The organism is Corynebacterium sp. LK26 (assembly GCF_014335085.1).
Lineage (GTDB): Bacteria > Actinomycetota > Actinomycetes > Mycobacteriales > Mycobacteriaceae > Corynebacterium > Corynebacterium jeikeium_D.
This window is the reverse complement of record NZ_PDHB01000002.1, coordinates 188,489-200,335: the sequence shown is the minus strand read 5'-3', so window position 1 is coordinate 200,335 and position 11,847 is coordinate 188,489. Positions and strand designations below refer to the sequence as shown.

The 11,847-nt window shown below is 59.0% G+C and carries 11 protein-coding genes; 9 read left to right on the top strand and 2 right to left on the bottom strand.

Annotated elements, in window-relative coordinates; translation table 11 throughout:
- Positions 1–55 precede the first annotated feature (55 nt).
- The 5 genes from CRD13_RS04405 (at position 56) to groL (ending at position 4,447) form a co-directional block, all read left to right on the top strand.
- Positions 56–484: a hypothetical protein gene (locus CRD13_RS04405; protein WP_042388422.1), complete on the top strand. Its 429-nt coding sequence runs from the start codon at positions 56–58 to the stop codon at positions 482–484.
- Between the two features lie 58 nt (positions 485–542).
- Positions 543–1,622 (top strand): tRNA (adenosine(37)-N6)-threonylcarbamoyltransferase complex transferase subunit TsaD, encoded by a 1,080-nt coding sequence (gene tsaD, locus CRD13_RS04400; RefSeq protein ID WP_070595976.1) that lies wholly within the window; start codon positions 543–545, stop codon positions 1,620–1,622.
- A 103-nt stretch (positions 1,623–1,725) separates the two neighbouring features.
- On the top strand, positions 1,726–2,367 hold the full coding sequence (locus tag CRD13_RS04395; RefSeq protein ID WP_187401335.1) for a hypothetical protein: 642 nt from the start codon (positions 1,726–1,728) through the stop codon (positions 2,365–2,367).
- A 156-nt stretch (positions 2,368–2,523) separates the two neighbouring features.
- Positions 2,524–2,823: a co-chaperone GroES gene (gene groES, locus CRD13_RS04390; RefSeq protein WP_005510054.1), complete on the top strand. Its 300-nt coding sequence runs from the start codon at positions 2,524–2,526 to the stop codon at positions 2,821–2,823.
- 19 nt (positions 2,824–2,842) lie between these two features.
- Entirely contained in the window at positions 2,843–4,447 is a 1,605-nt protein-coding gene (gene groL, locus CRD13_RS04385; RefSeq protein WP_070858131.1) for a chaperonin GroEL, read from the top strand.
- Positions 4,448–4,566: 119 nt separating this feature from the next.
- Here the strand turns inward: groL and CRD13_RS04380 are convergent, their stop codons facing one another.
- Together CRD13_RS04380 and CRD13_RS04375 are read right to left on the bottom strand one after the other, a co-directional pair.
- Positions 4,567–4,890 carry a WhiB family transcriptional regulator gene (locus tag CRD13_RS04380; RefSeq protein WP_016422117.1) on the bottom strand — a complete coding sequence of 108 codons (324 nt, stop codon included), beginning with the start codon at positions 4,888–4,890 and terminating at the stop codon, positions 4,567–4,569.
- Positions 4,891–5,027: 137 nt separating this feature from the next.
- Complete coding sequence (locus CRD13_RS04375) at positions 5,028–5,396, bottom strand: DUF5319 domain-containing protein (RefSeq protein ID WP_069359475.1); 369 nt, start codon at positions 5,394–5,396, stop codon at positions 5,028–5,030.
- A gap of 263 nt (positions 5,397–5,659) precedes the next feature.
- Between CRD13_RS04375 and guaB the strand changes: the two genes are divergently transcribed.
- The 4 genes from guaB (at position 5,660) to guaA (ending at position 11,844) form a co-directional block, all read left to right on the top strand.
- Positions 5,660–7,189 (top strand): IMP dehydrogenase, encoded by a 1,530-nt coding sequence (gene guaB, locus CRD13_RS04370; protein ID WP_187401334.1) that lies wholly within the window; start codon positions 5,660–5,662, stop codon positions 7,187–7,189.
- 50 nt (positions 7,190–7,239) lie between these two features.
- Entirely contained in the window at positions 7,240–8,388 is a 1,149-nt protein-coding gene (locus CRD13_RS04365; protein ID WP_187401333.1) for a GuaB3 family IMP dehydrogenase-related protein, read from the top strand.
- A gap of 119 nt (positions 8,389–8,507) precedes the next feature.
- Positions 8,508–10,256, top strand: coding sequence for an FAD-dependent oxidoreductase (locus CRD13_RS04360; protein ID WP_187400000.1), 1,749 nt, complete (start codon positions 8,508–8,510; stop codon positions 10,254–10,256).
- 13 nt (positions 10,257–10,269) lie between these two features.
- Positions 10,270–11,844 (top strand): glutamine-hydrolyzing GMP synthase, encoded by a 1,575-nt coding sequence (gene guaA / locus CRD13_RS04355; protein ID WP_187401332.1) that lies wholly within the window; start codon positions 10,270–10,272, stop codon positions 11,842–11,844.
- Positions 11,845–11,847 lie beyond the last annotated feature (3 nt).

Here is an 11,847-nt window from a genome sequence, read left to right as displayed (position 1 = left end):
GGGGGGTAGCGCTCTCGAGATGCGGGAGTGGGTGCGGTGCGGTACCTCTGTTTCCATGATTAAAGGTTTTCTGGTGAACCCTGACCTGACGCATCGCATCGTCGAATTTGAGTTGGAGGCCGCTGCTACATTCCTCGGCGGAGTTTCCTCCGACCGTGTTTCGGTGGCGTTTCAGGAAGACGGCGCCGATTACGCCGCTCTCTACAACCCGACGGCCAAGGCTGAGGGCGCTGAACCGAATCCGGTCGCGTCCCTCGGCCGCAATGAGGCTGCTACGGGCAACTCGGCTTTCTTTACCGACCCCACCACCGCAATTTGCGGAACGGTCGTATTTGTCGACGCCGAGGGCAAGGATATCGGCGACGAGGAAATCGAGCGTATTAAGCACGGTATGCGCGCCGTGCGCCACTACCGCGATGACTACCCAGAGGAATACGCTCTCTGGCGTGCCGCTGTGCGGAACCTCGGTCGCCTCGAAATTTAAACTCGGTCGCTGGTAAGCGACCCGGTGGTGCGCTAGTACCATGACTGCTATGACCGAGTTGACCCTGCTGGCAATCGAGAGTTCCTGCGATGAGACTGGCGCTGCAGTGATGCGTGTGCGCTACGACGACACCGACACCAGCACCCCCGCCATTCCCGAGGTGGAAGTGCTTGCCGACGTCGTCGCATCCTCCATGGAGCAGCACGCCCGCTTTGGTGGTGTGGTCCCGGAGATTGCTTCCCGCGCTCATTTGGAAGCCTTGCAGCCAGTAGTCTCCGAGGCGCGCGCGCAAGCAGCTGCCAAGCTCGGTATCGATACTTTTATCCCAGATGCCGTCGCCGCTACCGTGGGGCCCGGTCTCGCCGGTGCGCTGCTGGTCGGTTCGGCAGGCGCGAAGGCTTATGCCGCCGCCTGGGGTGTGCCTTTCTACGGCATTAATCACCTTGGTGGCCACGTTGCTGTCGGAGCTCTCGATGGCGCAGATCTATCCAACGCAGTGGCGCTGCTAGTTTCCGGCGGGCACACGCAGCTGCTGCGCGTACAGGGGGTTGGTCGTCCGATGGGGGAGCTCGGATCGACGCTTGACGACGCGGCCGGAGAGGCATACGACAAGGTTTCGAGGTTGCTCGGATTGGGTTACCCGGGCGGCCCGATTATCGATAAGTTGGCTAAGCAGGGTAACCGCAAGGCCATCGCGTTTCCTCGCGCCATGATGCGCCAGCAGGATGCGCGCCATGACTTCTCCTTCTCCGGCTTGAAAACCGCCGTGGCCCGCTATGTCGAGGCGGCGGAGAAGGAAGGTCGTGAATACTCCGTAGAGGACGTCTGTGCTTCCTTCCAGGAGGCGGTCTGCGATGTATTGACCAAGAAGGCCGTTCGCGCAGCTCAGGATGTGGGGGCCACTACGCTGCTGCTCGGTGGTGGTGTGGCTGCGAACTCGAGGTTGCGTGAACTCGCAGCGGCGCGAGCTACCTCGGCAGGAATTACGCTGCACGTGCCACCGATTAAGCTGTGCACCGACAACGGTGTCATGATTGGCGCAGCTGCCGCCTACCTCATTGCCGCGGGGGTCAAGCCCTCTGGCTACGCCTGCCCGACCGACCCCTCCATGCCTGTGGAAGATCCTGTAATGCAATAAGCAGTGATTGCCCCTCGGATCCATGTTAAATTTCGTTAACTGACTTTGACTTGTTTCTCTGCCATGGATCGCAGGACAATTACAGGAAAGCGCTTGCCCAAAAATGAGTAAAGACTACAGCGAGTGGGAACTTCAGCCATCCGATAATTCGCATAATCAGACTGAGCTGTTTGCGCCGCAGGGTGAACTGCAAACAACGCAAGCACCGCAAGTTGAACATCAGCGCGGTCGTGCTCGGGGAGTGCTATGGGCAGTCATCGCGCTGCTGCTTGTGGTGATTGTCGCTGTAGCGGCGGTGCTTTACCTAGTTGTGAGTGGTCGAGGTGAGCAATGGTTTGGTGCAGGTGCCAAGGATGAAGTAACGCCGAAGCCCACTGTTACTGCGACTGCGACGGAGACCGTGAAGGTGAAGTCGCCGGAGAAAGCCAAGAAGGAAACTACGAGTACGGCTACGCCCGATTATCCGATTAGTGGGGATTGCGAGGCATCGGCGTTCCCGACTACGGAGGAAAACTTTACGATTGTCGCCTGTGACGGATGGTGGGCGCTGGGTGGGCGCGCAAACAGTGGTGGACTTGCGGTTTACCAATGGGACGAAGGTGCCTGGCAAAGGAGGGAGCCAGACAGTCGTTACACAACCGGTTCTGGTGGCCCGTGCTTTAGCGATGAGTACATCAAGGAACACAGAATGACGGTTACTGTGTTCGGTCGTATGGCGTGTAACCCCGACAAGCTGACCAATTAGCATTAGCGCTCACTATTGTTGAGTGTTAGCACTTGCAGGGGTAGAGTGCTAACGAAGGTTGTTTGACACACAGTTGTTCACCCGCGACGACGGCTGTGCACGGCAGACCAACCGGCACAAGAACATCACATCACCGCATGTATGGAGGAATTCATCGTGGCGAACGTCAACATCAAGCCGCTGGAGGACCGTGTCCTCGTCCAGATCAACGAAGCAGAGACCACCACGGCTTCTGGCCTGGTTATCCCGGACTCCGCTAAGGAGAAGCCGCAGGAGGCTACCGTTATCGCAGTTGGTCCGGGTCGTTGGGCCGATGACGATGACCGCATTCCTATGGACGTCAAGGAGGGTGACATCGTCATCTTCTCCAAGTACGGCGGCACTGAGCTGAAGTACCAGGGCGAAGAGTACCTGCTGCTGTCGCAGCGCGACATCCTGGCTGTTATCGAGAACTAAAGGGAGGACGTACCCACACATGGCGAAGCTTATTGCTTTTAACGAAGAGGCTCGCGAAGGCCTCAAGCGCGGTGTGGACACGCTTGCCGACGCAGTCAAGGTCACGCTTGGCCCGAAGGGTCGCAACGTTGTCCTGGACAAGGCCTTCGGCGGTCCGCTGGTCACCAATGATGGTGTGACCATCGCCCGCGACATCGACGTTGAGGATCCGTTTGAGAACCTCGGCGCGCAGTTGGTTAAGTCCGTTGCGGTCAAGACCAATGACGTTGCCGGTGACGGTACTACTACCGCAACGCTGCTGGCACAGGCGCTGGTCCACGAGGGTCTGCGCAACGTTGCAGCCGGCGCAAACCCGATTTCGCTGAACCGCGGTATTCACGCTGCATCCGACAAGGCGGTTGAGTTGCTGAAGCAGCGCGCCACCCCGGTCAGCAGCTCTGCTGCCATCGCACAGGTGGCAACCGTTTCCTCGCGCGACACTGAAATCGGTGACCTGGTTGCAGGTGCCATGGACAAGGTCGGCAAGGACGGCGTCGTCTCTGTGGAGGAGTCGCAGTCGATTGCCACCGAGCTGTCCGTGACCGAGGGCGTGTCTTTCAACAAGGGCTTCCTCTCGCCGTACTTCATTACCGACGTCGAGGCTCAGCAGGCAATTCTTGACGGTGCACAGGTGCTGCTCGTTCGCGAGAAGATTTCCTCCCTGCCGGAGTTCCTGCCGATTCTGGAGAAGATTGCCGAGTCCGGCAAGCCGACTCTGATTATGGCTGAGGATATCGAGGGCGAGGCTCTGTCCGCACTGGTCATCAACGCTATGCGCAAGACCTTGAAGGTTGCCGCAGTGAAGGCACCGTACTTCGGTGACCGTCGTAAGGCGTTCATGGATGACCTGGCAGTTGTCACCGGTGCAACCGTCGTTACGGCTGACACTGGCATGCAGCTGAAGGACGTTGGACTTGAGGTGCTGGGTAACGCACGCCGTATCACCATTACCAAGGACGAGACCGTTCTGGTTGACGGTGCCGGCACCGCTGAGGCTGTGGAAGAGCGTCGTAACCAGATTCGTGCCGAGATTGAGCGCACTGACTCTGACTGGGATCGCGAGAAGCTGGAAGAGCGTCTGGCGAAGCTCTCTGGCGGCGTGGCTGTCATTAAGGTCGGCGCTGCTACCGAGACCGAGGTCAACGAGCGCAAGCTGCGCGTCGAGGACGCCATTAACGCTGCTCGTGCGGCAGCTCAGGAAGGCGTCATCGCCGGTGGCGGTTCCGTACTGGTGCAGATCTCCCGTGAACTCGAGGCATTCGCTGACGAGTTCGAGGGCGACGAGGCAGTCGGTGTCCGTGCAGTTGCCAAGGCTCTGACCCGTCCGGCTTTCTGGATTGCTGAGAATGCTGGTAAGGACGGCGCTGTCGTTGTCTACCACATTGGTGAGCTGGAGAACGGCAACGGCTACAACGCTGCTGCTGACACTTACGAGAACCTGATTGAGTCCGGCGTCATTGACCCGGTCAAGGTCACTCACTCCGCAGTCGTCAACGCAACCTCCGTGGCGCGTATGCTGCTGACCACCGAGGCTTCTGTTGTGGACAAGCCGGAGGAAGAGCCGCAGCACGATCACGCTCACTAATTGTCAGTGAGCTAGTGCCCGGGCCTTTGGCACGTAAAATGCTCCCCACCTTTCAATCTGAGGGTGGGGAGCATTTTGGTTTTTATGTGAACTGGATGGAGTCCGAGAGAGGAGAGGGACTACATGGCAGTAACTAGAACGCGTTCAAGTTCGCGTTCACGTGCGGCCGGCTTAGCTCGAAGGATTTCATTTCGTTCAGATTCGCTGAGACCGCCCCAGACACCGTATGGCTCACCAACCTTGAGTGCGTGACTACGGCACTGCATAAGAACAGGGCAAGAACGGCAGATAGCCTTCGCACGGGCTTCACGCAGGCTGCGTGCGCGTCCGCGCTCGCCTTCCGGGTGGAAGAAGGTCGCGGAGTCCTGCCCGCGGCAAGAGCCGTGCAGCTGCCAATCCCACAAATCCGCATTGGGCCCGGGCAAGTGGTCGATGTACGTCATCGGAATTGATGTCTCCTTCATTGAGCTTTCTTGAAGCAGTGAGCTCAAGTGTGGAGGCCAACAATGAACGGTTGGTAAACCTAAGGAGGCCAGCCGGGATACTACGCAAACAATTCCGTCAAACTCTTACCAAATTTTTAGAAACGGCCAGGTCGTCGAGAACGCAAACCGTCGACAAAGCCTGCGCAGTAGTCCCATGGGGCGTAACGGGAGGGGTCTGGATCGAATTGTGGCTCGTGAACCGGAGATGCCTGGCCAGACAGGAGCATCAGGTAGTGGTTTTCCAAAACCTCCCAGGTATAAAAGTGCTCGTCACCGCAGTCCTCACACAACATGCAGACGCCCAGTAATCCCTCTGGGCTCAAAGCGGTGCGGAATAGGCGAACTGCGGCCAGATCTTCAAGAACCTCTCGACGTTCCTGGTCTGTCAGTGGAGCAAACGGCTCATCCGGCTCGAGAAAGCTTGCCGGGTCATTGGGATCTCCTTCGAACGGATCCCGCGGCATGGATGAGAAAAAGTTGTGGTTCACAACCACTACCGTAACAGCTCTGTACGGCAATCCTGTCGATTGGCGATGCACTTAGTTGGGGTTTAGTTCACCTTGGAATAACCCTCAGCTAGCTTTCGGCTAACCCTTGTCGGGCACCTGTCGCTCCGCCTAATTGTCGCGTTTCATCACTTAAGGACTACCCTGTATATAACGTTTGGCAACCACGAAGCGATAGCGCCCCTGGCCGGATGTCGGCAAGGGTGGAGCAGGAGGAGTCCATGACCAACCCCACGGGAATTAGCCTCGGCGGAGACAATCCCAACAAGATTCCACTAGTCGGCCTTACATTCGATGATGTCCTGCTTCTGCCGGACGCTTCGGACGTTATCCCCTCCGGCGTTGATACTTCGACGCAGCTCACTCGTGAGCTGCGTCTGAACATTCCGGTTGTGTCCGCTGCTATGGACACCGTCACCGAGGCCCGCATGGCTGTTGCTATGGCCCGCCAGGGCGGTATGGGTATCCTGCACCGCAACCTGTCCATTGAGGAGCAGGCGCAGCAGGTCGAGATTGTGAAGCGCTCTGAGGCTGGCATGGTGTCCGACCCGGTGACCTGTTCCCCGGATGACACCATCGCCGAAGTAGATGCCAAGTGCGCTCGTTACCGCATCTCGGGCCTGCCGGTCGTCGACAAGGACGGCAAGCTGGTCGGTATCTGCACCAACCGCGACATGCGTTTTGAGGCAGACCTGAACCGCAAGGTTTCCGAAATCATGACACCGATGCCGCTCGTCGTGGCTGAGCAGGGTGTGTCTGGCGATGCGGCGCTGAACCTGCTGCGCGCTCACAAGGTGGAGAAGCTGCCGATCGTCGATGGCGAAGGCCGTCTGACTGGTCTGATTACCGTCAAGGACTTCGTCAAGAAGGATCAGTACCCGAATGCTTCCAAGGATGGTTCCGGCCGTCTGCTGGTCGGTGCTGGCATCGGTACCGGCGAGGACTCCTGGAAGCGCGCACACGCATTGGCTGACGCAGGCGTAGACGTGCTCGTTGTTGATACCGCTCACGCCCACAACTCAGGTGTACTTGGGATGGTCTCCCGCGTTAAGAAGGAATTCGGCGAGAACATCCAGATTATCGGCGGCAACCTGGCTACCCGTGGCGCTGCACAGGCCATGATTGACGCGGGTGCAGATGCCATCAAGGTCGGTATCGGCCCGGGCTCGATTTGCACCACTCGCGTTGTCGCAGGTGTAGGTGCCCCGCAGATTACCGCCATCATGGAAGCCTCTGTCGCAGCTAAGAAGGCTGGCGTTCCGATTATCGCCGATGGCGGTATGCAGTTCTCCGGCGACATCGCCAAGGCTCTGGCGGCCGGTGCATCCTCCGTCATGCTCGGTTCGATGCTGGCCGGTACCGCTGAGGCTCCGGGTGAGGTCACCTTCGTCAACGGCAAGCAGTACAAGATGTACCGCGGCATGGGCTCGCTGGGCGCCATGCAGGGCCGCGGCCTGACCGGTGAGAAGCGCTCCTACTCCAAGGATCGCTACTTCCAGGCTGACGTCAAGAGCGAAGAGAAGCTGGTTCCGGAAGGTATCGAGGGCCGTGTTCCGTTCCGCGGCAGCATCGACTCCATCGTTCACCAGCTGGTTGGTGGTCTGCGCGCAGCTATGGGCTACACCGGTTCCGCTACCGTCGAGCAGCTGCACGACGCACAGTTTGTCCAGATCACCGCTGCAGGCCTGCGCGAGTCGCACCCGCACGATATCCAGATGACTGTCGAAGCGCCGAACTACTACCAGCGCTAAACTGGCTTAGTCGAGTTAAATTCCACGGAAAGGGCATGTGAGGAAAGCTCATGCGCGACATCGTTGAAATCGGTATTGGCCGCGAGGCACGCCGGACCTACGAGTTGGACGATATTGCACTCGTTCCCACTCGTCGTACTCGGTCGTCCAAGGACGTCGATACCTCCTGGCGAATTGACGCCTACGATTTCGAACTCCCGATGATGATGCATCCGACAGATGCCATCGCCAGCCCGGAATCCGTCGCTGAATTTGCTCGCCTAGGCGGCTTGGCGGTTCTCAACGCCGAGGGTATCTGGGCCCGTCATGCCGATGCGCAGGACAAGATCGCAGAGTTGGTGAAGTTGGCAAAGAATGCCGCCACCAAGCGCGAATCCGAAGCAGTGAACCGCAAGCTGCAGGAACTGCACTCTGCTCCGATTGATACGGAGCTGTTGGTTGAGCGCATCAAGGAAATCCGCGCAACCGGCGCGATTACTGCAGTTCGTGTCTCCCCGCAGCACGCCCGTGAGTTGGCGCCGCTGGCTATTAAAGCTGGCATTGACTTGTTGGTTATCCAGGGCACGCTGATTTCCGCAGAGCATGTCACTGCTCAGGGTGCGCCGCTGAACCTCAAGGACTTCATCGGCAGCCTGGACGTTCCGGTTATTGCCGGTGGCGTTGTCGACTACCAGACTGCGCTGCATCTGATGCGCTCAGGCGCCGCTGGTGTAATCGTCGGTACAGGCTTTACGACGTCCCCGGATGCGCTCGGCATCGATGTGCCAATGGCTACCGCTATTGCGGATGCTGCAGCTGCTCGTAAGGACTACCTCGATGAGACCGAGGGGCGCTACGTCCACATCATTGCCGATGGCGGCATTGATACCGTCGGTGACATTGCCAAGGCAATCGCCTGCGGTGCGGATGCTGTGGCACTGTCCAGTGTGCTGGCAACCGTCCACGAAGCTCCGGGGCAGGGCTACGCCTGGCCGTCTGTTGCGGCACACCCGAAGTACCCGCGCGGTGCGGTGTGGCCGGTCGTCAACGATGAGAAGGAATTGGTCAGCCTGGAAGAGGCTCTGTTTGGCCCGTCCGCTTCGCCGTTCGGTGACCGCAATCTCGCCGGTGGCCTGCGTCGCGCGATGGCCAAGTGCGGCTTTACCAACCTGAAGTCCTTCCACCGCGTTGAGCTGTCGGTACGTCCAAAGGGTTTTTAATCAAAGTAATCGGATAGTTTTTTCGCAAAACTACCTTACTGAAAAGCCACCTCCGCTTAGGGTTAGGAACATGAGTTCCGCGCATTAGCGTTACGCCCTTAGAGAAGGTGGCTTTTCCCATGAGTAAACAACGCGATTTCGATGTTGTAATCGTCGGTTCCGGTTTCGGTGGTTCTGTTTCTGCTTTGCGGTTGACTGAAAAGGGCTACCGAGTGGCAGTTCTCGAAGCTGGTCGACGGTTCGAAGATAAAGACTTTGCCAAGACCAGCTGGCGGCTTCACAAGTACCTGTGGGCTCCTAAGCTGGGACTCTTTGGTGTCCAGCGTGTGCACATGTTGAAAGATGTCATGATTCTCGCTGGTGCTGGAGTCGGCGGTGGTTCTCTTAACTACGCAAACACTCTGTATAAGCCGGGCACCGAGTACTTCCAGCACCGTCAGTGGGGGCACATTACCGACTGGGAGTCAGAACTCACTCCGCACTATGACAATGCATCTCGCATGCTCGGGGTGGTCACCAACCCATCCGACACGCCTGCCGACGTCGTCATGCGTGAGGTAGCCGAAGATATGGGTGTGGGCCATACTTTCCGCTCGACTCCGGTGGGTGTGTTCTTTGGCGCCAAGACAGGTGGACAGGGTGCGCCAGGGCAAACAGTTTCCGATCCTTACTTCGGGGGGATTGGCCCGGACCGTACTGCTTGTACGGAATGTGGTGAGTGCATGACTGGTTGCCGTCACGATGCCAAGAACACCCTGGTTAAAAACTACCTCTACTTGGCGGAGAAGTTCGGTGCGCAGGTCTTTGACCGCACTACCGTTACCGGCCTGCATCCTCAGGCTGATGGCTCCTGGGTTATTGACACTGAGCGCACTGGCCGTTGGGTAGCTAAGGGCAAGCAGCAGTTTAGCGCTAAGCGCGTCATTCTCGCCGCCGGTGCCTGGGGCACCCAGAATTTGCTGCATCGCCAGCAGGCCGATGGGCACTTGCCGCTGCTACCGAAATCTTTGGGCAAGCTGACCCGCACCAACTCCGAGGCTATTTTGGGCGCGATGGGTACGAAGGTGGACCCGGAAAATGACTTCTCTAACGGTGTAGCCATCACTTCATCATTCTTCCCAGACGAGGACACCCATATCGAGCCAGTGCGCTACGGTAAGGGCTCTAATGCCATCGCAATGCTGCAGATGATTATGACCGAAGGAGGTCGTGCAACTCCGCGATGGTTGCAGGCTGTGGGGACCGTCGTAAAGCATCCTAACTACCTGACGCAGCTCGTGAATCTGCGTAAGTGGTCGCAGCGCACCGTGATTTCTCTGGTGATGCAGAATCGCGACAACTCGATTACGACGTACCTGCAAAAGATCGGGCCGGTGCGTTTCCTGATGAGTAAGCAGGGCGAGGGGGAGCCGAATCCGACGTGGATTCCGTCGGGTAACGAAGCTACGCAACGTGCGGCGGACAAGCTCAGTGCACGTGGTCGGAATGGTCGTGTGCTGGCTGGGGGCACTATCGGTGAGTTGGCAAACATTCCTTTGACAGCTCACTTCATTGGCGGCGCAACGATTTCGGATTCACCCGAAAACGGCGTTGTTGATCCGTACTTGCGTGTGTGGGGTTACCCGACGCTCTCGATTCACGACGGTTCGGCGATGGCAGCCAACCCGGGAGTGAACCCGTCACTGTCGATTTCCGCGAATGCGGAGCGTGCAACGTCGCTGTGGCCGAATAAGGGTGAGGAAGATCAGCGTCCGGCGCAGGGTGAGTCCTACGTGCGCCTGGATCCGATTGCTCCGGTGAACCCGGCTGTGCCGGAAGATGCTCCGGCTGCACTGAACCTGGGTATGCCTGCAGTCCGTAAGTCTTGATAAGCTTTAGGGCGTGTCTGAACAGGTGACTAAGCCCGTCCTCGTCGTGGACTTCGGTGCGCAGTATGCGCAGCTCATCGCGCGACGTGTGCGCGAGGCAAAAATTTATTCCGAAGTGGTCTCGCATGATGCGACGACCGAAGAAATTAAGGCCAAGAACCCGGCTGCGCTGGTGCTGTCCGGCGGCCCGTCCAGTGCCTACGCCGAAGGTGCCCCGAAGCTCAACCCAGAGTGGCTTGAGCTGGGCATTCCGGTGTTTGGTATTTGCTACGGCTTCCAGGCGATGACTGAGGTGCTCGGCGGCACGATTGCTGCTACCGGTGACCGTGAGTACGGCCGCACGCAGCTGAACGTCGTCGACGGTGGCGGTGTCGCTCACACTGGTGTGCCGGAGACACACGAGGTGTGGATGAGCCACGGTGACGCGGTGTCTAAGGCGCCGGAGGGCTTCACCGTTACGGCGTCCACCAAGGGTGCTCCGGTAGCGGCTTTCGAGTGCTTGGAAAAGCGCATGGCCGGTGTGCAGTACCACCCGGAGGTCAACCACTCGCCGTATGGTCAGCAGGCTCTGGAGAAGTTCCTGTATGAGATTGCTGGCCTGGAGCCGGACTGGACTGCCGCTAACATCGCGGAAGAGCTGATTGAGCAGGTCCGTAATCAGGTCGGTGAGACCGGTCGCGCAATTTGCGGTCTGTCTGGCGGCGTTGACTCCGCAGTTGCCGCCGCGCTTGTGCAACGCGCTATTGGTGACCGTCTGACCTGTGTCTTCGTCGACCATGGGCTGCTGCGCCAGGGCGAGCGCGAGCAGGTTGAGAAGGATTTCGTTGCCGCAACTGGTGCGAAGCTGATTACCGTCGACGATTCCAAGGTCTTCCTGGATGCTCTGGCTGGTATCACCGATCCGGAGACCAAACGTAAGACCATCGGCCGTGAGTTCATCCGCTCCTTCGAGCGCGCTGTCGCACAGGCGCTGGAGGGCGCTCCGGAGGGCGAGACCGTGGACTTCCTGGTCCAGGGCACCCTGTACCCGGATGTGGTTGAGTCCGGTGGCGGTTCTGGTACCGCCAACATTAAGAGCCACCACAACGTCGGCGGTCTGCCGGATGACGTTGAGTTCACCCTCGTTGAGCCGCTGCGCCTGCTGTTCAAGGACGAGGTCCGTGCGGTCGGCCGCGAACTGGGGCTGCCGGAAGAAATCGTCGCTCGCCAGCCGTTCCCGGGCCCGGGTCTTGGTATCCGCATCATCGGCGCTGTCGATGAGGAGCGTCTGGATACCCTCCGTCGCGCCGACGCCATTGCACGCGAGGAAATGACGGCCGCAGGTATGGACGAGGTTGTCTGGCAGTGCCCGGTCGTCCTGCTTGCCGACGTCCGCTCGGTCGGTGTCCAGGGCGATGGTCGTACTTATGGCCACCCAATCGTGCTGCGCCCGGTTTCCTCTGAGGATGCGATGACCGCTGACTGGACCCGCGTTCCGTACGACACTTTGGAGAAAATCTCCACTCGTATCACCAACGAGGTGCCTGAGGTCAACCGCGTGGTCCTGGATGTGACTTCCAAGCCACCGGGAACCATTGAGTGGGAGTAAGCC

Excerpts from the sequence above, each read along its gene's own strand:
- guaB (WP_187401334.1), top strand. The coding sequence starts at position 5,660 with ATGACCAACCCCACGGGAATTAGCCTCGGCGGAGACAATCCCAACAAG.
- CRD13_RS04380 (WP_016422117.1), bottom strand. The coding sequence starts at position 4,890 with ATGACGTACATCGACCACTTGCCCGGGCCCAATGCGGATTTGTGGGAT.
- CRD13_RS04375 (WP_069359475.1), bottom strand. The coding sequence starts at position 5,396 with ATGCCGCGGGATCCGTTCGAAGGAGATCCCAATGACCCGGCAAGCTTT.
- CRD13_RS04405 (WP_042388422.1), top strand. The coding sequence starts at position 56 with ATGATTAAAGGTTTTCTGGTGAACCCTGACCTGACGCATCGCATCGTC.
- groL (WP_070858131.1), top strand. The coding sequence starts at position 2,843 with ATGGCGAAGCTTATTGCTTTTAACGAAGAGGCTCGCGAAGGCCTCAAG.
- CRD13_RS04365 (WP_187401333.1), top strand. The coding sequence starts at position 7,240 with ATGCGCGACATCGTTGAAATCGGTATTGGCCGCGAGGCACGCCGGACC.
- CRD13_RS04395 (WP_187401335.1), top strand. The coding sequence starts at position 1,726 with ATGAGTAAAGACTACAGCGAGTGGGAACTTCAGCCATCCGATAATTCG.
- CRD13_RS04360 (WP_187400000.1), top strand. The coding sequence starts at position 8,508 with ATGAGTAAACAACGCGATTTCGATGTTGTAATCGTCGGTTCCGGTTTC.